Here is a 20,787-nt window from a genome sequence, read left to right on the forward strand (position 1 = left end):
CCGCTAGCGCAGCGTGACGCCCGCCCGGCGCATCCGTTCCAGCGCGGCGCCCGTCGTCTCGGGGGCGACACCCGCGCAGTGCTCGAGCAGCACCGTCGTCGCGAAACCGCCGGCGACGGCGTCGAGCGCGGTCGCGAGGACGCAGTGGTCGGTCGCGAGGCCCGCGACGTGCACCTCGTCGACGTCGCGTGCGCGCAGCCAGTCGCCGAGGGTGAGCCCGCGGGGCTCGCTGCCCTCGAAACCCGAGTAGGCGGCCTCGAACGAGCCCTTGTCGAACACGGCCTCGATCGGGGCGACGTCGAGCGCCGGGTGGAACGCCGCACCCGGGGTGTCGGCGCGGCAGTGCACCGGCCAGGTGTCGACGAAGTCGGGCGCGTCGCTGAAGTGCGGGCCCGGGTCGACATGGTGGTCACGCGTCGCGGCGACGTGGTCGTAGCCGTGCTCACGCATGTGCGTCGAGACCGACGCGGCCACCGCCGACCCCCCGACGACGGCGAGGGAGCCGCCCTCGCAGAAGTCGTTCTGGACGTCGACGACGATCAGGGCACGCACTCAGGAACCTCCGGTGACGTCGGTGAACACGGTCGGGACGGCGGGCTCGCCACGGGAGAGCTTCAGCCCCTCCCAGGGCACGGAGACCAGGGCGGCACGCAGCCGCTCGCGGCCCTGCTCCAGGGTCTCCAGGTCGGGGACGGGCCGCCCGCCACGCATCAGCGGCACCGGCACCACCCGGTCGTGCGGGCCGACGACCGGCGGCGCCGCCCACGGGTGCACGACCTCCTCGACGGCGGTGCCCGTCGGCTTGTGCCTGCGCACCGCCGACTTGCGCCCGCCCCGCGACTCCTTCGACGTGCTCCGCTTGGCGACGGGCCGGCCGTCGACCTCCACCAGCTTGTAGACCAGCCCGGCGGTCGGCGCGCCGGAACCCGTCACCACGGAGGTGCCGACACCGTAGGAGTCGACGGGTTCGGCGCGCAGCGAGGCGATCGCGTACTCGTCGAGATCACCCGACAGCACGATGCGGGTGCCGGTCGCGCCGAGGGCGTCGAGCTGCTCACGGGCCTGGTGGGCCATGACGCCGAGGTCGCCGGAGTCGATGCGGATCGCCCCCAGCCCCGTCCCGGCCGCCTCGATGGCGTTCGCGATGCCGGCGCGGATGTCGTAGGTGTCGACCAGCAGCGTCGTCTTCTCCCCGAGCGAGGCGACCTGGCTGCGGAACGCCGCCGGCTCGTCGTCGTGGAGCAGGACGAACGCGTGCGCCGCGGTACCGGTCGTCGGGATGCCGTAGCGGCGGCCCGCCTCGAGGTTCGACGTCGCCGCGAACCCGGCCAGGTATGTCGCGCGCGCGGCCGCGACCGCCGCCTCCTCGTGGGTGCGCCGCCCACCCATCTCGATGATCGGTCGCCTGCCCGCCGCCGACACCATCCGCGCCGCCGCCGCGGCGACCGCCGAGTCGTGGTTGAGGATCGACAGGGCCAGCGTCTCCAGCATCACGGCGTCGGCGAACGTGCCGGTGACCGACAGGATCGGCGACCCCGGGAAGAACAGCTCGCCCTCGGGGTAGCCGTCGACGTCGCCGGAGAACCGGTAGCCGGCCAGCCAGTCGAGGGCCGCCGGGTCGACGACCCCGGCCAGCATCTCCAGCTCGGCCTCGCCGAACCGGAAGTCGGCGATCGCGTCGATCAACCTGCCGGTGCCCGCCACGACCCCGTAGCGACGGCCGTCGGGCAGCCTGCGGGCGAACACCTCGAACGCGCACCGCCGGTGCGCCGTGCCGTCGGCGAGCGCGGCCGCGACCATCGTCAGCTCGTAACGATCGGTGAACAGGGCCGTGCTGGCCGACCCGGGAAGCCCGCTCATGGAACGGGAGCCTATGTGGCCTGCACGCACCGGTGCACGGATGACACCATGTGGTCATGTCCGCGCCGCTACCCGTCCCCACCCGCCAGGTGGAAGAGGTCACCGACGAGGCAGCGTCTGCCGACACGCCCTGGCAGGCCATCGTCTGGAACGACCCGGTCAACCTCATGTCCTACGTCACGTACGTGCTGCAGAAGCTGTTCGGCTACCCCGAGCCGAAGGCCACCGCGCTCATGCTCGACGTGCACCACAAGGGCAAGGCCGCCGTGTCCTCCGGCGACAAGGACAAGATCGAGGGTGACGTCGCGAAACTGCACGCGGCGGGCCTGTGGGCCACCATGCAGCGCGCATGAACGGCTGGAAGAGGTCGGGTCGCGGCGCGAAGCTGCGCCTGGTCGCGACGATGGAGCCGCAGGAGGTCGTCGTCCTGCGCGGACTGATCGGCGAGGTCCGCGACATGCTCGCCGCCCGCACCGCCGAGACCCCCGCCGACGAGCTGGCCGAGCTCACCGGCATCCGCACCGGCTCCCCGGTCCCGCCCGAGGACAAGGTGCTCGCCCGGCTGCTGCCCGAGTTCAGCCGCGACGACGCCGCGCTCGCCGGCGCCCTGCGCTCGCTGCACGAGCCCGCGCTGATCGAGGCCAAGGAGGGCGCGGCCGCGGCGGTGCTCGACACGCTGCCCGACGGTGGCGGCCGCATCGAGCTCACCGTGGGCCAGGCCGACGCCTGGCTCGCCGCGCTCAACGACGTCCGGCTCGCGCTGGGTACCGCGCTCGACATCAGCGAGGACATGCCCGACGAGCTGCCCGACGACGACCCCCGCACCGCGCACCTGGGCGTGTACCAGTGGCTGACGTTCGTCCAGGACGCCCTCGTGCAGTCGCGGCTGCAGGTGCGGTTCTAGGCCGTCCCCTTCTCGGAGTGCCCCAGGCTGCGGCCCGGGGCGACCCGGTCGCGCACCAGCCGCTTCAGCTCCGGCAGCTCCGGGAAACCGCCCTGCTCACGACGGTCCCACAGCGTCTCGCCGTCCAGCCGGACCGTGAACACCCCACCCGTGCCCGGGACGAGCGCGACCTCCCCGAGATCGGCGGCGAACGTCGTCAACAGCTCCTGCGCGGTCCAGCCGGCGCGCAACAGCCAGCGGCACTGCGTGCAGTACGTGATCTCCAGGCGGGGTGCGGGCACGCACCGAGCATGGCATTCCCACAGTTCGGGAAATGTGAGAGGCGACCGACGTGTTCGCCCCCGCGCGGGGCCACAACGTAGTCTTGAGCCGTGCTGGTGATCCGGAAAGACCTCGTGGACGGGATCGTCGCCCACGCACGCCGCGACCATCCCGATGAGGCCTGCGGCGTCGTCGCCGGTCCCGAGGGCTCCGACCGCCCCGAGCGGTTCATCCCGATGCTCAACGCGGCCCGCTCGCCCACGTTCTACGAGTTCGACTCCGGCGACCTGCTGCGCCTCTACCGGGACATGGACTCGCGCGACGAGGTGCCCGTCGTGATCTACCACTCGCACACCGCGACGGAGGCCTACCCGTCGCGCACCGACATCTCCTACGCCTCCGAGCCGGACGCGCACTACGTGCTGGTGTCCACGCGCTCGCAGAACGACGAGGCGAGCGGGCCCGGGAACGAGCCGGAGTTCCGGTCCTTCCGGATCGTCGATGGCGTGGTCACCGAGGAACAGGTCGAGGTCGTGGAGACTTACATGTTCGCGCACACCGGCGCGGACGACGTCCCCGACAACGCCTGACCTGCTGTTCCCCCAGGGGCAGTCCGACCACGAACCAGCCGATCCAGTACGACCGACCAGGAGCACAACGACATGGCCACCGTCTCCATCCCCACCATCCTGCGCACCCACACGGGTGGCGAGAAGGCCGTCGAGGCCAGCGGTGGAACCGTCGCCGCGGTGATCGACGACCTCGAGTCCCGCCACAGCGGCATCAAGGGCCGCCTCATCACCGACGGCGCCCTGCACCGCTTCGTGAACATCTACGTCGACGACGAGGACGTCCGCTTCGCCGGCGGCCTCGAAGCCCCGGTCAAGGACACCTCGACCGTCACCATCCTGCCCGCCGTCGCCGGCGGTATGCGCTGACGCAGGCCCGCGTGGGCGGCGTGCGTCACGGGTAACCCCCGGTACGCACGCCGCCCGGCGACGCCGTGTCGACAGGCGGCTCGCCGCCCGAGGGAGACACCCATGGCCCGGTACGACTCGCTGCTCGCCGCGGTGGGCGACACACCACTCGTCGGCCTCCCGCACCTGCAACCCGCACCCGACGTGCGGCTGTGGGCCAAGCTCGAGGACCGCAACCCCACCGGCTCCATCAAGGACCGGCCCGCGCTCGCGATGGTCGAGCGCGCCGAGGCCGAGGGTCTGCTGCGACCCGGCTGCACCGTCCTGGAGCCGACGTCGGGCAACACCGGCATCTCGCTGGCCATGGCCTGCAAGCTCAAGGGCTACAAGCTGATCTGTGTCATGCCGGAGAACACCTCCGTCGAACGGCGCCAGCTGCTGCAGATGTACGGCGCCGAGATCATCTCCTCGCCCGCGGCCGGTGGTTCCAACCAGGCCGTCGCGATGGCCAAGGAACTCGCCGCCGCCAACCCCGACTGGGTGATGCTCTACCAGTACGGCAACCCCGCCAACGCGGACGCGCACTACCGCACCACCGGGCCCGAGATCCTGCGCGACCTGCCCACGATCACGCACTTCGTCGCGGGCCTGGGCACCACGGGCACCCTCGTCGGCACCGGCCGCTACCTGCGCGAGCACAAGCCCGACATCCAGATCGTCGCCGCCGAGCCGCGCTACGGCGAGCTCGTCTACGGCCTGCGCAACCTCGACGAGGGCTTCGTCCCCGAGCTCTACGACGCCGAGGTGCTCACCTCCCGCTACTCCGTCGGGTCGCACGACGCGCTGCGCCGCACCCGGGAACTGGTGGAGAAGGAAGGCATCTTCGCCGGCATCTCGACGGGCGGCATCCTGCACGCCGCGCTCGCCGTCGCGGAGAAGGCGGCGGGAGCGGGGGAGTCGGCCGACATCGTGCTGATCGTCGCCGACGCCGGCTGGAAGTACCTGTCCACCGGTGCCTACTCCGGCACCCTCGACGAGGCGACCGAGGGCATCGAGGGTCACCTCTGGGCCTGACGGCCTCCTCTTCCCGTTCGTGGGAGTCGGCTGAGAACACTGTTTTCCGCGTACGCTCGGCGTCATGGACGCGACCGTGCCTCCGCTCGGCCCGACCCCCGCCCCGGCGTCGCGGCGCCCGCTCAACCGGGTACTGCCCGCGAAACCGGTGCCCGCGGCGATCACGATGGTCGCGTTCACCGTCGTGCTCTACCTCATCGAGCTGGTCGACCAGCTGACACCGCTGAACCTCGACGACGACGGCATCGTGTCGCGCCGCGTCAGCGGGCTGCCCGGCATCATCTGGGCGCCGCTGCTGCACGGCGGGTGGGGGCACCTGTTCGCCAACACGCTGCCGTTCCTCGTCCTCGGCTTCCTGGTGATGGCCGGCGGGATCGGGCAGTTCATCGCTGTCACCGCGCTGATCTGGATCCTGTCCGGGCTCGGGGTGTGGCTCGTCGGGCCGTCGAACACGTCGACGATCGGCATGTCCGGCGTCATCTTCGGCTGGCTCGTGTTCCTGCTGGTCCGGGGCTTCTTCGCGCGAAGTCTCGCCCAGCTGGCCGTCGCGGTCGTGCTGTTCGCGGTGTGGGGCAGCATCCTGCTCGGCGTCATCCCCGGCCGCCCGGAGATCTCCTGGCAGGGCCACCTGTTCGGGGCGCTCGCCGGGCTCCTCGCGGCGTTCATGGTCTCCCGCGCCGACCGGGGGGCGCGCGCCACGTCGACTACTCTCGGGGCGTGACCGGCCCCGACCACTCTGTCGATCGGACCGTCGATCGGGACGCGCCGATCGGCATCTTCGACTCCGGGGTCGGCGGGCTCACCGTCGCCCGCGCCGTCATCGACCAGCTGCCCGCCGAGCGCATCGTCTACGTCGGCGACACCGCCAACGGCCCCTACGGCCCGCTACGCATCCCCGAGATCCGCCGACACGCCCTCGCCATCGGCGACGAGCTCATCGAGCGCGGCGTGAAACTGCTGGTCATCGCGTGCAACACGGCCTCCGCCGCCTGCCTCGCCGACGCCCGCGAGCGCTACCCCGTCCCCGTCGTCGAGGTCGTCCTGCCCGCCGTCCGGCGCGCTGTCGCCGCCACCCGCAACGGCCGCATCGGCGTCATCGGCACCAAGGCCACCGTCGCCTCCGGCGCCTACGCCGACGCCTTCGCCGCCGCCCGCGACGTCTCCGTCACCTCCGTGGCCTGCCCCCGGTTCGTCGACTTCGTCGAACGCGGCGTCACCAGCGGCCGCCAGATCCTCGGCATCGCGCAGAGCTACCTCGAACCGCTGCAGCAGGCCCGGGTCGACACCGTCGTCCTCGGCTGCACCCACTACCCGCTGCTCACCGGGCTGCTCCAGATCGTCCTCGGGCCCGAGGTCACCCTCGTCTCCAGCGCCGACGAGACCGCGAAGGACGTCGTGCGCACCCTGATGGGTGCCGACCTGCTGCGTGACCCCGAGACCGACCCGCCGCCCGCGGCCCACGAGTTCCTCGCCACCGGCGACCCCGAACCCTTTCGCCGCCTCGGCCGCCGGTTCCTCGGCCCCGAGATCGGGCCGGTCGTCGGGCGGGCGGGCCTGCAGCGCCTGTGACCCGGGGGAGCGCCCGGGCCGGGTCCCGCCCGCGCACCCGCGCGCGGCGCTCCCGCGGCGACCGCCGGGGTGCACCGCGGGCGTTCGGGGCCGCGGCAACAGCCACGCAGGGCGGCTCCGGTAGCGTCGTCGCGTGATCGGCGCGCTGGTGATCGTGGTGTACGTGGCGGCTGGACTGCTGGCCCTGTACGGCCTCGTGCGTACCGCACAGGGCCACCACCCCGGCCGCGACATCCGCATCGGCGTCGGCATCGTCGAGGCGCTCCTCGTCGTGCAGGCCGCCATCGCGGCCTTCCGCGTCCTCGGCGGTGGCGTCACCCTCCCCGAACAGGGCACCTTCCTGATCTACCTCGTCGTGACGGTCTGCGTGCTGCCCATCGGGATGCAGTTCGCGGTGACCGAGCCCACGACGCGCTGGGGCGGAGCGGTCGTCGCGGTCGCCGCCATCGGGACCGGCGTCGCGGTCTGGCGCACCGCCGAGCTGTGGGCCGCCGCGAATGTCTGAGCACCCCGACGCCGACGCCCGGCACCCCGGTGCCCGGCCGACCTCCAGCGGCCCCGGCCGCGTCCTCATCGCCGTCTACGCGATCTTCGCGCTGTCGGCCACCGCCCGCGCCGGCGTGCAGATCGCCACCTCGTTCTCCGAGGCACCCGTCGCCTACCTGCTGTCGGCGTTCGCGGCCGTCGTCTACATCCTGGCGACGATCGGCCTCGCCGGTTCGAGCCCCGGCCATCGCACCGTCGCCTGGGTCGCAGTCGGCATCGAGCTCGTCGGCGTCCTCGCCGTCGGCACCCTCACCGCGGTCGACACCACCGACTTCCCCGCCGACACCGTCTGGTCGCTCTACGGCCGCGGCTACGGCTTCGTGCCGCTCGTGCTGCCGATCATCGGCCTCTGGTGGCTGCGCCGCACACGCGGACGGTAGGAGCGGGCGTTAGCGTGTCGAGCCATGCGGCTCACCGTCCTCGGCTGTTCGGGCAGCGGACCCGGCCCCCGTTCGCCCGCCTCCGGCTACCTCGTGGACGCCGGCGGCACCCGGATCGCCCTCGACCTCGGTAACGGCACCGTCGGTGCGCTGCAACGACATCTCGACCCGTGGGAGCTCGACGCCGTGGTCCTGTCCCACCTGCACCCCGACCACTGCGCCGACACCTCCGCGCTCGTCGTGCACCGGCGCTACCACCCCTTCCCGCCCCACGACGCCGCAGCCCGCACCCTGCCCGTCCACGCGCCCGCCGGGGCAGCCGACCGGCTCGCCGCCGCCTACGCCCCGTCCGCCGCCGAGCGCGCCGAGGCCGACCTCGGCGACGTCTGCACGTTCGCGACCATGACCGACGGCGGCACCGCGACCGTTGGCGACGTCACCCTCGGCTTCGGTGCCGTCGACCACCCCTGCGAGGCCTACGCGATCCGCGTCCACCACGGCGGGCGCAGCCTCGTCTACAGCGGGGACACCGGCCCCTGCGAGGGGCTCGTCCGCACCGCCACGGGCGCCGACGTGCTGCTCTGCGAGGCCACCTGGCCCCACGTCACGCAGTGGTGGCAGGAGCCGCCACCGGGAGTGCACCTGTCGGGGCGACAGGCCGGCGAGCACGCCGCCGCGGCCGGGGTCGGGCGGCTGCTCCTGACCCACGTCCCCGTGTGGTTCGACGGCGACGCCCTCCTCGCCGAGGCACAGGAGGTCTACGACGGCCCCGTCGAGCTGGTCCGCCCCGACGCCACCTACGAGATCTGACGCGCGCGTCCCCCGCGCCGGGGGACCGGGTTCCCGCCGATCGCGACCGTGGCGGACGCCCGGCCCCGACCTCGCCCGAGGTGCGATGAACCGGCCCGTGAACCGCTGCCTAAGCTGTCGCGGTGACGCGAGCAGACGGCAGGACCGACGACGAACTGCGCCCCGTGCGCATCACCCGCGGCTTCCAGAAGCACCCCGCGGGCTCCGTGCTCGTCGAGTTCGGCGACACCAAGGTGCTGTGCGCCGCCAGCGTCACCGTGGGCGTCCCGCGGTGGCGCAAGGGCAGCGGGCTGGGCTGGCTCACCGCCGAGTACGCGATGCTCCCGTCGGCCACGAACACGCGCAGCGACCGCGAGTCGGTCCGCGGGCGCATCGGCGGCCGCACCCACGAGATCAGCCGGCTCATCGGCCGCTCGCTGCGCGCCTGCATCGACCTCAAGGCCCTGGGCGAGAACACGATCGCGCTCGACTGCGACGTCATCCAGGCCGACGGCGGCACCCGCACCGCGGCCATCACGGGCTCCTACGTCGCGCTCGTCGATGCCGTCACCTGGCTCGCCGCCCACGGCAAGCTGGCCGACCCGAAGCCCATCTCGTGCCAGGTCGCCGCGGTGAGCGTCGGGGTCGTCGACGGCCGCGTCCGTCTCGACCTGCCCTACGAGGAGGACTCGCGGGCGGAGGTCGACACCAACGTCGTCGCCACTGACACCGGAACCCTCATCGAGGTCCAGGGCACCGGCGAGGGCGCCACCTTCTCCCGGGCGACCCTCGACGCCATGCTCGACTCCGCGCTCGCCGGGATCTCCACCCTGGCGACGATCCAGGCCGAGGCCCTCGCCGCGCCGTACCCGGGCGAGCTGCCGGGGGCGTCGGCGTGACCGCACTGCTCGTCGCCACCCGCAACACCGCCAAGCTCTCCGAGCTGCGCCGCCTGCTCGACGCCTCCGACCTCGGCAGCATCGCCGTCTGGGGGCTGCGCGACGTCGAGGAGTTCCCCGAGGCCCCCGAGACCGGCGCGACGTTCGCCGAGAACGCGCTGGCCAAGGCGCGTGACGCGGCGGCGGCCACCGGGTTGCCGTCGGTGGCCGACGACTCGGGCCTGACCGTCGACGCCCTCAACGGCATGCCCGGCGTCCTCTCCGCGCGCTGGTCCGGCCGTCACGGCGACGACGAGGCCAACCTCGACCTCGTGCTGGGCCAGATCGGCGACGTCCCCGACGAGCGTCGTGGCGCCGCGTTCGTGTGCGCGGCGGCGCTGGTCGTGCCGGGCGGCGAGGAGCGCGTCGTCGAGGGGCTGTGGCGGGGCAGGCTCGTGCGTGAGCGCCGCGGCAGCAACGGCTTCGGCTACGACCCGATCTTCGTGCCCGACGGTGAGCATCGGACCTCCGCCGAGCTCTCCCCGGAGGAGAAGGACGCCGCCTCGCACCGCGGCATCGCGATGCGCGCGCTGCTGCCGCACCTGCGCACCCTGACCTGAGCACCGCGCGCAACCCCACTGTCGTCCCGGGCGCCCGGGACGACAGTGAGGTTGCGCGCGACCCGGTCGGTCCCGGGGCAGGCTTCGGTCGGTCCTGCGGGCGCCCTCGGTCGGTCCTGGGGGTCGGCCTCGGTCAGTCCTGGGGGTCGGCCTCGGCCAGGACACGGCGGGCCACGCCGAAGGCCGCGTTGGCGGCCGGGACGCCCGAGTAGATCGCGCACTGCAGCAGCACCTCGACGATCTCCGCACGGCTCAGCCCGTTGCGCAGCGCTCCGCGCAGATGCAGCTCCAGCTCGCCCAGATGCCCGTGCGCGACCAGCGACGTCAGCGTGATCGCGCTGCGCATCCGGCGGTCGAGGCCGGGACGCGTCCAGATCCCACCCCACGCGTAGCGGGTGATCATCTCCTGGAACGCGGCGGTCGTGTCGTCGGCGCGGGCCAGGGCCGCGTCGACGTGCGCGGGGCCGAGGACCTCGCGGCGCACCGCGAGGCCGTCCGGGTCGAGGTCGAGGTGGGGGGAGTCGTCGGTCGTCACGTCCGGACGCTAACCCGTAGCCGTCCGTGGCGTGCCAGACCGTTTCCGGATGGCGGGAGCCTGAACGCGGGGTGACGGCCGGACCGGACACGCCGGCGTACCCGGAGCGGTCGGTACCGTCGACTCATGCGGTGGTGGCGCCAGGTGGGGACGACTGTGTTCGTCGTCGCCGCCGCCGTCGGCGCGGTGCTGGTCCTGCGGGCCTACGGGGTGCCGGGAATGTCCGACGTCCGCGCGACGGTCGCCGCCGCGGGCGTCTGGGCGCCGCTGGCGTTCCTCGCGCTGCAGACGGGGCTGACCGTCGGCCCGGTACCGCGGACGGTGTTCACCCTCGTCGCCGGGGCGCTGTTCGGTTGGGCGCTCGGGTTGCTCCTCACCCTGGTCGCGACGACCCTCGCCGCCGTCATCGCATTCGCCCTCGTCCGCGCGACCGGCGGACGGCTGGTCGAGCGCTACGCCCGGGGGCGGGCGGTGAACTGGGTGCGGCTGCGGCTGGACCACCACGGACTGCTGGCGGTGACCTCGCTGCGGCTCGTCCCGGCCGTGCCCTTCGCGGTGCTCAACTACCTGTCGGGACTCTCGGCGGTCCGGTTCTGGCCCTACCTGCTGGGCACCGCCCTCGGCATCGTGCCGGGGACGGTCGCGATCGTCGTCCTGGGCGACGCCGTCACCGGGACGCCCCCGCCCGCGCTGATCGTGGCGTCGGTGGTCTGCGGGCTGATCGGGCTCGCGGGTGTCGTGATTGCGGCCCGGCGGCCGATCCCGGAGGACGTCCCGGAGCCGGAGCCGCAGCACCTGTAGGGGGCCTTCCGCTCGTGGGAAGTTCGATGAGCAGCGCTGTTCAGGGTTGTGCCGGCGGCGGGATTCGAACCCGCACTGAATCGGTTCTAAGCCGAATCCCTCTGCCAGTTGGGGCACGCCGGCCGTTCTTCCGCCCGCACCAGGTGTCGGTGAGGGCGTGGCAGTTCGGGCACAGGATACGGAGGTTCTCCAGCCTGTTGTCGTTGTGGATCCCGTTGACGTGGTCCAGCGCCAGTGGGAGCGGTTCTCCTCGCCACCTGTCGAGGCCGCAGTGTTCACACCTCGCGGACTTCATGCCCGCGGCGACGAGACGGCGACGGAGGTCTCCGGCGCTCGAGTACGTCGAGTTCTCGACGAGAATCTCCTCGAGCGGAAAGGCGTTGCGCGCAGGAAACCGTCGCCCCTTCGCCCATCGCTGTCCGAGGAAGTGGGAGGTGTCCAGGCCCATGGTCCGGATATGGGCGGTCACGGCGCGGAACATGCCGCCGTTCGGGTTGTATCCCAATGCCCGCAGCACGTCGTGCACCGTGACCGCTTCACGTACGGCCTCCCTGAGCTGCTCGTCCGTGTAGCGGCGCCGCGTTCGGGGCGAGCCGTCCCCGCCGCGCGGGAGGTGCGAGGCATCGATCCCCAGCCGCACGATGTGCCTGCGCAGTGCGTCGTACTTGCCGGGCAGGATGCCGATGCGGCGACACACTTCCGCCAGCGTCGCGCTCCTGGCGACGGCCTCGATCAGCTGCTCGTCGGTCCACCGTCTCGCTCTGGGCATGCGGCGATCATGGCGAACAGATGTTCGAGGCGGAACGGAAATGTCCGCGAAGATCACACCGCGAGGTCCTTGCGCAGCTTGGCGACGTGCCCGGTGGCGCGGACGTTGTACATCGCCTTCTCGATCTTTCCGTCCTCGTCGACGAGGAAGGTGGAGCGGATGACGCCGGTGACGGTCTTGCCGTACATCTTCTTCTCGCCGAAGGCGCCCCAGGCCTGCAGGGTCTCGCGCTCGGGATCGGAGAGCAGGGGGAAGGTCAGGCCCTCGGCGTCGCGGAACCTGGCGAGCTTGGCGGGCTTGTCGGGGGAGATGCCGACGACGTCGAGGCCGGCGCCGCCGAGCTCGGCGAGGTTGTCGCGGAAGTCGCAGGCCTGCTTGGTGCAGCCGGGGGTGGAGGCGGCGGGGTAGAAGTAGACGATCACCTTGCGGCCGCGGTAGTCGGCCAGCGACACGGGCTTGCCGTCGGCGTCGGGCAGGGTGAAGTCGGGTGCCGGGTCGCCCTCGGCGAGTCGCTCGGTCATGGTCGCCGATCCTTCCAGGTTCGCGCCGGGTTCGGCGCGGGACGGCGCGGGTAGGGCCCCGGCACGGGCCCGCGGTGCAGCCCGCCCGACGCGATCGGGGGCTGTGATCTACGGTGTTGCCTCGCAGGCACTGCAGACCGCAGCCGGGCCACCCCGCATCCCGAGGAGGAGTCGTGGCGCGCGACCCCGAAGCAATTCAGCGTGAGATCGAGAAGACGCGCGACCAGCTCGCCGAGAGCCTCGACGCGCTGACCGAGCGTGCGCACCCGAAGCGGTTCGTCGACCAGGGCAAGCAGCAGGTCCAGGCGAAGCTCGAGGACCCGAGGATCAAGTATGCGCTGATCGGAGTGGGTGCGATCGTGGCGCTGGCGGTGCTGCGCAAGCTCTTCAGGTAGGCCTCACGCCAGCGAGGCGGCCATCTCCTCGACCTCCGCGAGGCTCGCTCCGGTGCCGACGAGCCCCCGGTAGCGCGCGACCCGGCGGGCCGCGCCGAACCCGGCGACGGCGACGAGGGTGTCGTCGTGCAGCAGGCCGACGACGGTGCCCTTGACGGGGCCGCCGTCGAGGCCGTCGCCGTGCAGGGGGACGTGCCGGGTGGCGGGTTCCGGTCGCCCGAACAGCTGAACCTTGAGTCCGAACTGGTCGGACCAGAAGTAGGGGACGCCCGCCGCGGGGGGTTCGCCGCCGGCGATGGCGGCGCCGACGGCGGCGGCCTGGTCGACGGTGTTGGTCCAGTGCTCGCGGCGGGCGGGCCGGCCGAGGACGTCGTCCCACCAGGCGGCGACGTCACCGACGGCCCAGAGCCCGTCGACGCCCTCGACGCGACCGCCTGCGTCGCAGACGAGGCCTCGGGTGACGTCGATCCCGCTGTCGGACAACCAGTCGAGGCGGGGTTCGCCGCCGATCCCGACGAGGGTGACGTCGGCGGCGACGCGGTCGCCGTCGGCCAGCAGCAGGGCGCCGGAGTCGTCGAACCCGTCGATGCCGACGCCGGTGCGCAGCCGGGCGCCGGACTCGACGAGCAGCCGGGCGCAGAGGCCGCCGAGGTCCTCCCCGAGGGCCCGGGCGAACGGCACGGAGAGTGCTTCGAGGACGGTGACGTCGATGCCGCGGTCGCGGGCGTTGGCGGCGACCTCGGCGCCGACGAACCCGGCGCCGACGATCGCCAGCGACGACGCGGTGTCGAGTGCGGCGCGCAGGGCGAGGGAGTCGTCGAGGGTGCGCAGCGTGTGCACGGTGTCGGGCTGGTCGGGGAGGCGGCGGGCGACGACCCCGGTGGCGACGACGATCGCGTCGGCGTGCAGGGTGGCGCCGTCGTCGAGCTCGATCCGGCCGGGCTGCCAGCCGACGGCGCGGGTGCCGAGGTAGGTGCGGACGCCGAGGTCGTCGTAGGCGTCGGCGGCGCGGAGGGCGACGCGGTCGGCGTCCCAGGTGCCGGCGAGCAGCTGCTTGGACAGCGGGGGCCGGTCGTAGGGGAGGTGCTGCTCGGCGCCGACGAGGCTGATGCGACCGTCGTAGCCGTTGCTGCGCAGGGCCTCGACGGTGCGGAGGCCACCGAGGCCCGCGCCGACGACGAGGACGTGCCGGACGTGCTCCGCCTGCACCGTCGTGATCTCCGTTCCGCCCCGGACCGTCCCGGGCCAGGGTCCATCTTGGCCGATGGACGCTGCGTTGCGCGGTGACCGCCGTCTCCCTCGATCGGGTCGTCAGTCGGGTGCGGCGTCCTGGTCGAGTCCGGAGCGGAGCCGGTCGAGGGTCTGGGCGAGCAGCCGGGAGACGTGCATCTGGGAGATGCCGACCTTCTCGGCGATCTGGGTCTGCGTCATGTTGCCGAAGAACCGCAGCATGACGATGGTGCGTTCGCGGTCGCCGAGTTCGGCGAGTGCGGGGCGCAGGGCCTGGCGGGTGTCGACGCGGGCGAGCTCGGCGTCGGCGGCTCCGACGAGCTCGCCGACGGTGGCGCTGCCCTGTTCGGAGGAGAGCATCTCGTCGAGCGAGGAGCTGCGGTAGGCGTCGGCGGCCTCGAGGCCTTCGAGGACGTCGCCGACGGGGATCTGGAGGTGTTCGGCGAGCTCGCTGGGCTTGGGGGCGCGGCCGAGCTGCTGGGACAGGTCGGCGACGGCGCCGTTGAGGGAGACGTGGAGGTCCTTGAGCCGCCGCGGCACCCGCATGGACCAGCCGAGGTCGCGGAAGTGCCGGCGGACCTCGCCGCTGATCGTGGGGACGGCGAAGGAGAAGAAGTCGTGTCCGCGGTCGGGGGCGAAGCGGTCGATGGCGTTGATGAGCCCGACGGTGGCGACCTGGGTCAGGTCGTCGAGGGGTTCGCCGCGGTGGGCGAAGCGGCGCGCGATGTGCTGCGCGACAGGCAGGTAGCCGCGGACCAGCTCGTCACGGAGCTCGTCGCGTCGGGGGTCGTCGTCGGCCAGGCCCGCGAATTCTTCGAGGAGCGGGACGAGGTGGCCGTACTCGGGGTCGGTCCTGCTCACCTCTCGGTCGCGCCGGCGCTCTTGCCGAGGACGATCCCGACGAGCGGGCGTCCGTCCGGGCCCGGGCTGAGGCTGACGGTGACGTCGTCGGTGAGCGTCTCGAGGACGCGCCAGCCGAAGGTGTCGGTGGCGACGGTGGTGTCGGCACCTGCTCCTTCGACCTCGGCGCGGACGTCGATGCGGTCGTCGCGGACCTGGAAGCGGCAGCGCAGACCGGAGCCGGGGGCGGCGACGTCGACGAGGGTGGCGCAGGCTTCGTCGACGGCCATCCGCAGGTCGGAGATGGCGTCGAGGTCGAAGTCGGCGCGGGCGGCGAGATCGGACGCGACGGCCCGGATGGTGGGGATCAGCGCTGCCGACGCGGCGGTGCGCACCTCCACGGTGGGGCTGCCGGGGTCGGTGAGGTCGGCGGAGTCCCAGTCGTCCCTGTCGGACACGCGGGCGCTTCTCCCTTCGCGGGCTGTAGCTGTGTCCGGGCGGGAGCCCGGTCGCGGCGGTAAGTCTCTCGGGCATCTTGCTACCCGGGGTGGGCGGGTATCAATCATCGGCGGGCGGGGCACGCCGCGGCGGGGGCGCGGTGGGCTGCGGTGGTCCTCAGTGGAGGCTCCTGCCGGACGCCGGGTCGACGTCGTCGCGCCACGAACGGTCGTCGCGGACGGTGCTGCGCCGGGTGCCCCGTTGGGCCGTCTGTCGTGGCAGGTGGCGGCCGTTCGTCCGAGTGGATCGACCTCAGGGAGCAGTCCCGTCGACCGGCCGACGACGCATCCTCCCCGCTCACGGATCATGTCGGACCGTTCGCCGTTCGGTCCCGCCGAGGCGGCGGGCGGCGTCCGGGCCGGTGTTTGACTTCGGTGTCAGAGGGGCCGGCGCAGCGTCGCACCGGATGTCGTGAGCAGGGGGATTGCAGGGAATGACAGCGGTACCGGAGATGCGTGGGTCCGGGCCCGTCGTCCCGTTCGCGGGGCGGGCACAGCCCCGTACGGGTCCGGCGCGGATCGTCGCGATCACCGAGTCCCTCACCGAGCTCCGGCGTCCGGAGTCCGACCTGGCGCGTGTCCTGGCGGGTGTGGGTACGGCCGATCTGCTCGTCGCGTGTGACGACGTGGTGTCCGGTCGCCCGGTGGCGGCCCCGCCGACGCCGTTGTTCAGCTACCTCGACTACCCGGACTACGACGACCCGGCGGGCGACCTCGGTGAGGACATCGGGTCGGGCGGGCCGGACGAGTGCGTGCCCGGTGGCGACGAGGTGGACCTGACCGGTGTGCAGGTGCACCGGCTCGGCCTGCGCGGGGTGACCGTGGGGTCGGAGAGCGACGTGGTGGCCGCGCTGAGCGAGCTGGTCGGGTTCGACCCGGAGCCGGGTGTGTACTGCCTCGCGCCGGTGAGCTCGGCCGACGACGCGGCGCGCACGGTGCTGATCTCGGCGATGGAGCGGATCGCGCAGGTCTACGGACTGCCGCTGCTGCGGTACCGCTGCCTGGAGCTGTCGATCGTGCCCTGCGAGGGCTGACCCGCCGGCGGGCGGGGCTCTGCGCCGGCACGGGTCCGCCTGGCGACGGGCCGACCGGGCCGCGTGATGCGACCCGGTCGTGACGTCGCGGCACCGGCCTCGTCCCGCCCCCGACGGCCGGGACGTGACCGGTGGCCGTCAGCTGGCGGCGGCCAGTTCCCGCCGCTCGATGATGGCGCGCCGCTCGGCTTCGGCGAGGCCGCCCCAGACGCCGAACGGCTCACGTGTGGCGATCGCGAACTCGCGGCACTGTTCGAGGACGGGGCACCGGTGGCAGACCTCCTTGGCCTGCGCGGTCCGGCGCGCACGGGACGGGTTGCGCTCACCGTCCGGGTGGAAGAAGACGCCGCTGTCCATGCCGCGGCACGACCCGAGCCGCTGCCACTGCCATGCGTGATCCATCGGGCCGGGGAGTCGTGACACATCGCTCATCGCGGGCCCACCTCGTTCTTTCCGCTCCGTCCCGGCGGGCGTACCGGGAGACCGACGTCGTTCTTCCCGACGGCCCAGCGCTCCAAACGCGACGGACGCGCAGCGGGTGGCGGCGCGGCGGTGGGGTGGCGGCTGGGCCGGGGCGCGGTTGTGACGCGGGCCGGCGAGGCAGTGCGGGGAGCGGCCGATCGTCGCAGCTCAGAGGCTTGTCGGCCCGGATCGGAGGGGCAGCGAGTCTGCCCTGGTTGATCGAGTCCTGCTCATCGGAACGCTCAGAATGTGTTCTACATCACATTTGATGGGTCAGGTGGGTGCGAGGGCGGCGTCGACGGTGTCGTGGATGTCGAACATCGGCAGCAGCCCGGCGATCGCCAGCGGGCGCAGCACCCGCCTACCGGTGCACGCGAGCCGGAGCCCCACCCCCGCGGCGTGGGCGGCCTCCCGCACCTCGATCAGCGCCGCCAACCCGCTCGTCCCCAGGAACGTCACGCCGTCGAGGTCGACCACGACCAGCTCGGCGGCCTGGTCGCCGATCCGCGCGACCAGCGCCGTCCGCAGCTGCGGGGAGGTGAGCATGTCGACCTCGCCGCCGACCGTCACCACGACCGTCCCCGGTTCCGGCGTCACGACCGAGACCGTGATCTGGTCGGGTCCGTCGGCCCCTGACGCGGGGGCCGGCTCGGAGGCGGAGGAGGCGTGCATTGCCGTGACGGTAGGGCGGGTCCTGCGGTCCTGCCACTCGTGGCTCGGCGCCCGCGTGGCCGGCGCCGTGGTCAACGGCGCAGGCGGTGCGCCCCGGACCCGGTACGGACGGTGCGCCCCGTGCGGCCCAGGTGTTCCATGAGCGGGACGGCGACGCGCCGCGTCGTGTTCAGGGCCTGCCGGACCTCGCTGAGGGTGAGCTCCTCGGCGCCGATGCCCGCCAGGAGATCCAGGGCCCGGTCGTCGGCCCCGGCGAGCAGGACGACACCGTCGGCGAGGCGCAGCAGCTCGCCGGCCCGGACGAGGGAGGCGACCTCCCGTGGCCCCAGGCCGAGCTCGGCCAGACGGTCGGCGCCGGGCGCGGCGAACGGATCGGCCTGCAGGTCGGCGCGCAGGGCGTCGAGGCCCGCGCGGACGGCGGCGGGCAGCCCGGCCGCGACCGAGCGCGACACCCGCCCGTCGCGGTGCACGAGCCCGGGCGCGTCGGCGGCGTCGAGGAGGGCGTCGATCAACCGGGAGTCGGGCAGGTCGGCGGCCCGGCGGGCGGCCTCGGTGGGGAGCCCGGGGTCGAGGGGATCGGCGGCGTCGACGGCGGCTCCCAGCGTCGCCAGGACGGGATCGACGACGGTGGGGTCGACGAGCCAGCCCGCCGCCGTCGGAACGGTCAGGGCGGCGACCTGCGGACGGGGCACGCCCATCGCGACCAGGTCGGCGGCCCGCACGACGCGGCGGCGGGCGAGCTCGGCCGCGGCGTCCGGGACGGGGCCCATGCTTGCCAGCTCGGCGGCGCGACGTTCCCCGGAACCCCTGCGGCGCAACACGGGCGGCGCGACGTCGAGCACGGCGGCGCCGGCGGCGATGCGGCGACGCCCGGGGTCGCGCAGGACGACGACGTCGCCGATGCGCAGCGGCAGCGGCCGGGCCAGGCGCAGTCGGGCGGTGTCGGCGCCGAGCGGCCGCACCCGCACCGGCACGGCGGCCGACCCGGCGTGGAGGCTGAGCTCGGCGGGCAGCTCTGCGGGCGCGCCCCCGTGGGGGTCCCGCAGCCGGACGTCGACGAGGTCGCCCACCAGGAAGGCGCCCGGTGTCAGCAGGAGGTCGCCGCGGCCGACGGCCTCGCGGGCGACACCGCGCAGGTTCACCGCGACCCGCGCGACCCCGGAGACCGCGTCCCGCGGCTCGCCGAGCGCCTGCACGGCGCGGACGGTGACGCGGCGGGTCCCGTCGGCGCCCAGCAGGTCGAGCTCGTCGCCGGTGTGCAGCGTCCCGGCGGGCAGCGTCCCGGTGACGACCGTGCCCGCGCCGCGGATGGTGAACGACCGGTCGATCCACAACCGCACGTCGGCGGCCGGGTCCGGGGTGGGCAGCGACGCGGCGAGGTCGGCGAGGGCGGCCCGCAGGTCGTCCATGCCCGCGCCGGTGACCGCGGAGACGGCCACCGCGGGCGCGTCGGCGAGCCCGGTGCCGGCGAGCCGCTCGCGGGCCTCCTCCAGCGCGAGCGACGGGTCGAACAGGTCGCTGCGGGTGACGACGAGCAGACCGTGCCGCACACCGAGCGCGGCGAGGGCGTCGAGATGCTCGGCCGACTGCGGCATCCAGCCCTCGTCGGCGGCGACGACGAGCATCGCCGCGGGCACGGGGCCGACGCCGGCGAGCATCGTCGTGACGAAACGTTCGTGGCCGGGGACGTCGACGAACGCGACGGTCGCCCCGCCGGGCAGGGTCGTCCAGGCGTAGCCGAGGTCGATGGTCATACCGCGGCGGCGTTCCTCGGCGAAACGGTCGGGTTCCATCCCCGTCAGGGCCCTGACCAGGGTGGACTTGCCGTGGTCGACGTGGCCGGCGGTCGCGATCACCTGCATCCGCTCACCCCCGGGCGGCGACCACGGCGGCGGCCACGGCGGGGTCGGCCGCCGGGGGCAGCGCGCGCAGGTCGAGCAGGCAACGGCCGTGTTCGAGCCGGCCGACGACGGCGGGGTCACCCGCCCGCAGCGCCGCGGCGAACCGCTCGGGCAGCGACACCGCGGCGCTGTCCAGGGTCACGCCGGGCGCGCCGCCACCACCGACCGTGGCGACGGAGGCGACGTCGGCCGCTTCGATTCCCTCGGCCCGCAGGGTCGCCGCGAGGTGCGCCGCCCGGTCACGCAACGACTGCGGGGAGGCGTCGAGCGCCGCCCGGGTCGGCGTCGCGGGACCGGTGAGCGTGGCCTCGACCGCGGCCAGGGTCAGCTTGTCGACCCGCAGCGCCCGCGCCAGGGGATGGCGGCGCAGCGACTCGACGAGCCCGGCGCCGCGGCCCGGCCCGCCCAGCAGCAGCCCGGCCTGCGGGCCGCCGAGCAGTTTGTCCCCCGACGCCGTGACGAGCGCGGCACCCGCGGCGAGCGTGGACGCGGCGTCGGGTTCGTCGGGCAGCAACGGGTGCGGGGTGAGCAGCCCCGACCCGATGTCGACCACGACGGGCACGTCCCCGGCCAGCCGGCTCAGGGACGCGACGTCGACGGACCTCGTGAAGCCGCTGATCGTGAAGTTCGACGGGTGCACCTTGAGGATCAGCCCGGTGTCCGGCCCGACCGCGTCGGCGTAGTCGCGTGGGTGCACCCGGTTCGTGGTGCCGACCTCGCGCAGCCGCGCGCCCGTGGAGACCAGGAGGTCGGGGATGCGGAAGCCGTCGCCGATCTCGACGAGCTCCCCGCGGGCGACGACGATCTCGCGGCCGGCGGCCAGGCCCGTCGCGACCAGGGCGAGCACGGCGGCGCCGTTGTTCAGCAGGTGCGCGGCGGCGGCCCCGGGGACGGCGGCGAGCAGGGCGTCGAGCGCCGCCGCGCCGCGGCGGCCACGGCCGCCGGTGGCGAGGTCGAGCTCCACGTCGCACGTCCCGGCCGCGACCGACAGCGCCTCGACCGCCGCGGCCGAGAGCGGGGCGCGGCCCATGTTGGTGTGCAGCAGCACGCCCGTGGCGTTGAGGACGGGCCGCAGCGACGTCGCCGCCGACGGCAGCGCGGCCAGCGCCGCATCGGTCACCCCGGCGGGCGGGATCTCGCCCGCCCGCGCCCGCTGCTGCGCCTCGACGACCGAGCGTTTCACCAGCTCGCGGCCCAGCCGGGCGACGGCCGCGGCGACGCGGGGCTCGGCGAGGACGGCATCCGTGCGAGGCACGAGCCGTCGATGATCGGCACTCACCCCGGTCACCCTATGCACAACCCGCGGGTGGTGTTCGGCCATGGCCGACAACG

General features: G+C 73.7%; 27 protein-coding genes and 1 tRNA gene. 15 read left to right on the plus strand and 13 right to left on the minus strand.

Annotation, left to right across the window (positions count from 1 at the left end; translation table 11 throughout):
- Positions 1-3: 3 nt before the first annotated feature.
- A complete protein-coding gene (locus AB7F12_RS14360) occupies positions 4-552 on the minus strand; it encodes an isochorismatase family protein (RefSeq protein WP_428499136.1) in 549 nt (182 codons plus the stop codon).
- Positions 553-1,860, minus strand: a complete 1,308-nt coding sequence (locus tag AB7F12_RS14365) for a nicotinate phosphoribosyltransferase (protein WP_428499135.1) — start codon at positions 1,858-1,860, stop codon at positions 553-555.
- 56 nt (positions 1,861-1,916) lie between these two features.
- Between AB7F12_RS14365 and clpS the strand changes: the two genes are divergently transcribed.
- Together clpS and AB7F12_RS14375 are read left to right on the plus strand one after the other, a co-directional pair.
- On the plus strand, positions 1,917-2,213 hold the full coding sequence (clpS, locus tag AB7F12_RS14370; protein ID WP_428499134.1) for an ATP-dependent Clp protease adapter ClpS: 297 nt from the start codon (positions 1,917-1,919) through the stop codon (positions 2,211-2,213).
- Positions 2,210-2,764 (plus strand): DUF2017 domain-containing protein, encoded by a 555-nt coding sequence (locus AB7F12_RS14375; protein WP_428499133.1) that lies wholly within the window; start codon positions 2,210-2,212, stop codon positions 2,762-2,764. The genes clpS and AB7F12_RS14375 overlap by 4 nt, the downstream gene beginning before the upstream one ends.
- Here AB7F12_RS14375 and AB7F12_RS14380 read toward each other — a convergent pair.
- Complete coding sequence (locus tag AB7F12_RS14380) at positions 2,761-3,045, minus strand: SelT/SelW/SelH family protein (protein ID WP_428499132.1); 285 nt, start codon at positions 3,043-3,045, stop codon at positions 2,761-2,763. The two genes, AB7F12_RS14375 and AB7F12_RS14380, sit on opposite strands and share 4 nt — an antisense overlap.
- A 90-nt stretch (positions 3,046-3,135) precedes the next feature.
- Between AB7F12_RS14380 and AB7F12_RS14385 the strand changes: the two genes are divergently transcribed.
- From AB7F12_RS14385 to rdgB, 10 genes are all read left to right on the plus strand, one after another.
- Positions 3,136-3,615 carry a Mov34/MPN/PAD-1 family protein gene (locus tag AB7F12_RS14385; RefSeq protein ID WP_428499131.1) on the plus strand — a complete coding sequence of 160 codons (480 nt, stop codon included), beginning with the start codon at positions 3,136-3,138 and terminating at the stop codon, positions 3,613-3,615.
- Positions 3,616-3,687: 72 nt separating this feature from the next.
- Complete coding sequence (locus AB7F12_RS14390) at positions 3,688-3,963, plus strand: MoaD/ThiS family protein (RefSeq protein WP_428499130.1); 276 nt, start codon at positions 3,688-3,690, stop codon at positions 3,961-3,963.
- A 102-nt stretch (positions 3,964-4,065) separates the two neighbouring features.
- Entirely contained in the window at positions 4,066-5,016 is a 951-nt protein-coding gene (locus tag AB7F12_RS14395; RefSeq protein ID WP_428499129.1) for a PLP-dependent cysteine synthase family protein, read from the plus strand.
- Between the two features lie 64 nt (positions 5,017-5,080).
- A complete protein-coding gene (locus AB7F12_RS14400; RefSeq protein ID WP_428499128.1) occupies positions 5,081-5,737 on the plus strand; it encodes a rhomboid family intramembrane serine protease in 657 nt (218 codons plus the stop codon).
- On the plus strand, positions 5,734-6,585 hold the full coding sequence (gene murI / locus AB7F12_RS14405; RefSeq protein WP_428499127.1) for a glutamate racemase: 852 nt from the start codon (positions 5,734-5,736) through the stop codon (positions 6,583-6,585). Before AB7F12_RS14400 ends, murI begins: the two co-directional genes overlap by 4 nt.
- A gap of 133 nt (positions 6,586-6,718) precedes the next feature.
- The gene (locus AB7F12_RS14410; RefSeq protein WP_428499126.1) at positions 6,719-7,090 is read left to right on the plus strand and encodes a hypothetical protein; all 372 of its coding nucleotides are present in this window, start codon (positions 6,719-6,721) and stop codon (positions 7,088-7,090) included.
- Positions 7,083-7,511 (plus strand): hypothetical protein, encoded by a 429-nt coding sequence (locus AB7F12_RS14415; RefSeq protein WP_428499125.1) that lies wholly within the window; start codon positions 7,083-7,085, stop codon positions 7,509-7,511. Before AB7F12_RS14410 ends, AB7F12_RS14415 begins: the two co-directional genes overlap by 8 nt.
- Before the next feature lie 24 nt (positions 7,512-7,535).
- Complete coding sequence (locus AB7F12_RS14420) at positions 7,536-8,321, plus strand: MBL fold metallo-hydrolase (protein ID WP_428499124.1); 786 nt, start codon at positions 7,536-7,538, stop codon at positions 8,319-8,321.
- 122 nt (positions 8,322-8,443) lie between these two features.
- Positions 8,444-9,199, plus strand: coding sequence for a ribonuclease PH (gene rph / locus AB7F12_RS14425; RefSeq protein ID WP_428516578.1), 756 nt, complete (start codon positions 8,444-8,446; stop codon positions 9,197-9,199).
- Positions 9,196-9,798 carry an RdgB/HAM1 family non-canonical purine NTP pyrophosphatase gene (gene rdgB / locus AB7F12_RS14430; RefSeq protein WP_428516580.1) on the plus strand — a complete coding sequence of 201 codons (603 nt, stop codon included), beginning with the start codon at positions 9,196-9,198 and terminating at the stop codon, positions 9,796-9,798. Before rph ends, rdgB begins: the two co-directional genes overlap by 4 nt.
- Positions 9,799-9,931: 133 nt before the next feature.
- On the opposite strand, the gene AB7F12_RS14435 is transcribed toward rdgB, so the two are convergent.
- On the minus strand, positions 9,932-10,333 hold the full coding sequence (locus tag AB7F12_RS14435; RefSeq protein ID WP_428499122.1) for a carboxymuconolactone decarboxylase family protein: 402 nt from the start codon (positions 10,331-10,333) through the stop codon (positions 9,932-9,934).
- 126 nt (positions 10,334-10,459) lie between these two features.
- Here AB7F12_RS14435 and AB7F12_RS14440 point away from each other — a divergent pair, with 126 nt between their 5' ends.
- On the plus strand, positions 10,460-11,134 hold the full coding sequence (locus tag AB7F12_RS14440; protein WP_428499121.1) for a TVP38/TMEM64 family protein: 675 nt from the start codon (positions 10,460-10,462) through the stop codon (positions 11,132-11,134).
- Between the two features lie 49 nt (positions 11,135-11,183).
- Here the strand turns inward: AB7F12_RS14440 and AB7F12_RS14445 are convergent.
- Positions 11,184-11,257, minus strand: a tRNA-Leu gene (locus AB7F12_RS14445).
- 699 nt (positions 11,258-11,956) lie between these two features.
- A complete protein-coding gene (gene bcp, locus AB7F12_RS14450) occupies positions 11,957-12,424 on the minus strand; it encodes a thioredoxin-dependent thiol peroxidase (protein ID WP_428499120.1) in 468 nt (155 codons plus the stop codon).
- Positions 12,425-12,597: 173 nt separating this feature from the next.
- On the opposite strand from bcp, the gene AB7F12_RS14455 reads away from it, so the two are divergent.
- Positions 12,598-12,819 carry a DUF3618 domain-containing protein gene (locus tag AB7F12_RS14455; protein ID WP_428499119.1) on the plus strand — a complete coding sequence of 74 codons (222 nt, stop codon included), beginning with the start codon at positions 12,598-12,600 and terminating at the stop codon, positions 12,817-12,819.
- 3 nt (positions 12,820-12,822) lie between these two features.
- Here the strand turns inward: AB7F12_RS14455 and AB7F12_RS14460 are convergent, their stop codons facing one another.
- From AB7F12_RS14460 to AB7F12_RS14470, 3 genes are all read right to left on the minus strand, one after another.
- The gene (locus AB7F12_RS14460) at positions 12,823-14,028 is read right to left on the minus strand and encodes an NAD(P)/FAD-dependent oxidoreductase (RefSeq protein ID WP_428499118.1); all 1,206 of its coding nucleotides are present in this window, start codon (positions 14,026-14,028) and stop codon (positions 12,823-12,825) included.
- Between the two features lie 102 nt (positions 14,029-14,130).
- Positions 14,131-14,910, minus strand: coding sequence for a SigB/SigF/SigG family RNA polymerase sigma factor (locus tag AB7F12_RS14465; protein ID WP_428499117.1), 780 nt, complete (start codon positions 14,908-14,910; stop codon positions 14,131-14,133).
- Entirely contained in the window at positions 14,907-15,347 is a 441-nt protein-coding gene (locus AB7F12_RS14470) for an ATP-binding protein (RefSeq protein ID WP_428499116.1), read from the minus strand. Before AB7F12_RS14470 ends, AB7F12_RS14465 begins: the two co-directional genes overlap by 4 nt.
- A 473-nt stretch (positions 15,348-15,820) precedes the next feature.
- On the opposite strand from AB7F12_RS14470, the gene AB7F12_RS14475 reads away from it, so the two are divergent.
- Positions 15,821-16,420, plus strand: a complete 600-nt coding sequence (locus AB7F12_RS14475) for a hypothetical protein (RefSeq protein ID WP_428502226.1) — start codon at positions 15,821-15,823, stop codon at positions 16,418-16,420.
- A 138-nt stretch (positions 16,421-16,558) separates the two neighbouring features.
- Here AB7F12_RS14475 and AB7F12_RS14480 read toward each other — a convergent pair whose 3' ends face one another.
- From AB7F12_RS14480 to selA, 4 genes are all read right to left on the minus strand, one after another.
- On the minus strand, positions 16,559-16,852 hold the full coding sequence (locus tag AB7F12_RS14480) for a WhiB family transcriptional regulator (RefSeq protein ID WP_428502227.1): 294 nt from the start codon (positions 16,850-16,852) through the stop codon (positions 16,559-16,561).
- 303 nt (positions 16,853-17,155) lie between these two features.
- Positions 17,156-17,554, minus strand: a complete 399-nt coding sequence (locus tag AB7F12_RS14485) for an STAS domain-containing protein (protein WP_428502228.1) — start codon at positions 17,552-17,554, stop codon at positions 17,156-17,158.
- A 71-nt stretch (positions 17,555-17,625) separates the two neighbouring features.
- The gene (selB, locus tag AB7F12_RS14490; protein WP_428502229.1) at positions 17,626-19,416 is read right to left on the minus strand and encodes a selenocysteine-specific translation elongation factor; all 1,791 of its coding nucleotides are present in this window, start codon (positions 19,414-19,416) and stop codon (positions 17,626-17,628) included.
- A 4-nt stretch (positions 19,417-19,420) separates the two neighbouring features.
- Complete coding sequence (selA, locus tag AB7F12_RS14495; RefSeq protein WP_428502230.1) at positions 19,421-20,776, minus strand: L-seryl-tRNA(Sec) selenium transferase; 1,356 nt, start codon at positions 20,774-20,776, stop codon at positions 19,421-19,423.
- Between the last annotated feature and the right edge of the window lie 11 nt (positions 20,777-20,787).

Source organism: Pseudonocardia sp. (assembly GCF_050250275.1).
Lineage (GTDB): Bacteria > Actinomycetota > Actinomycetes > Mycobacteriales > Pseudonocardiaceae > Pseudonocardia.

What these genes read in the sequence shown, in the direction of transcription:
- AB7F12_RS14400 (WP_428499128.1), top strand. Translation starts at nt 5,081, where the DNA reads ATGGACGCGACCGTGCCTCCGCTCGGCCCGACCCCCGCCCCGGCGTCG.
- selA (WP_428502230.1), bottom strand. Translation starts at nt 20,776, where the DNA reads ATGGCCGAACACCACCCGCGGGTTGTGCATAGGGTGACCGGGGTGAGT.
- AB7F12_RS14420 (WP_428499124.1), top strand. Translation starts at nt 7,536, where the DNA reads ATGCGGCTCACCGTCCTCGGCTGTTCGGGCAGCGGACCCGGCCCCCGT.
- AB7F12_RS14485 (WP_428502228.1), bottom strand. Translation starts at nt 17,554, where the DNA reads ATGCACGCCTCCTCCGCCTCCGAGCCGGCCCCCGCGTCAGGGGCCGAC.
- clpS (WP_428499134.1), top strand. Translation starts at nt 1,917, where the DNA reads ATGTCCGCGCCGCTACCCGTCCCCACCCGCCAGGTGGAAGAGGTCACC.
- AB7F12_RS14475 (WP_428502226.1), top strand. Translation starts at nt 15,821, where the DNA reads ATGACAGCGGTACCGGAGATGCGTGGGTCCGGGCCCGTCGTCCCGTTC.
- AB7F12_RS14390 (WP_428499130.1), top strand. Translation starts at nt 3,688, where the DNA reads ATGGCCACCGTCTCCATCCCCACCATCCTGCGCACCCACACGGGTGGC.
- AB7F12_RS14365 (WP_428499135.1), bottom strand. Translation starts at nt 1,860, where the DNA reads ATGAGCGGGCTTCCCGGGTCGGCCAGCACGGCCCTGTTCACCGATCGT.
- bcp (WP_428499120.1), bottom strand. Translation starts at nt 12,424, where the DNA reads ATGACCGAGCGACTCGCCGAGGGCGACCCGGCACCCGACTTCACCCTG.
- selB (WP_428502229.1), bottom strand. Translation starts at nt 19,416, where the DNA reads ATGCAGGTGATCGCGACCGCCGGCCACGTCGACCACGGCAAGTCCACC.
- AB7F12_RS14440 (WP_428499121.1), top strand. Translation starts at nt 10,460, where the DNA reads ATGCGGTGGTGGCGCCAGGTGGGGACGACTGTGTTCGTCGTCGCCGCC.
- AB7F12_RS14375 (WP_428499133.1), top strand. Translation starts at nt 2,210, where the DNA reads ATGAACGGCTGGAAGAGGTCGGGTCGCGGCGCGAAGCTGCGCCTGGTC.
- AB7F12_RS14480 (WP_428502227.1), bottom strand. Translation starts at nt 16,852, where the DNA reads ATGAGCGATGTGTCACGACTCCCCGGCCCGATGGATCACGCATGGCAG.
- AB7F12_RS14395 (WP_428499129.1), top strand. Translation starts at nt 4,066, where the DNA reads ATGGCCCGGTACGACTCGCTGCTCGCCGCGGTGGGCGACACACCACTC.
- AB7F12_RS14415 (WP_428499125.1), top strand. Translation starts at nt 7,083, where the DNA reads ATGTCTGAGCACCCCGACGCCGACGCCCGGCACCCCGGTGCCCGGCCG.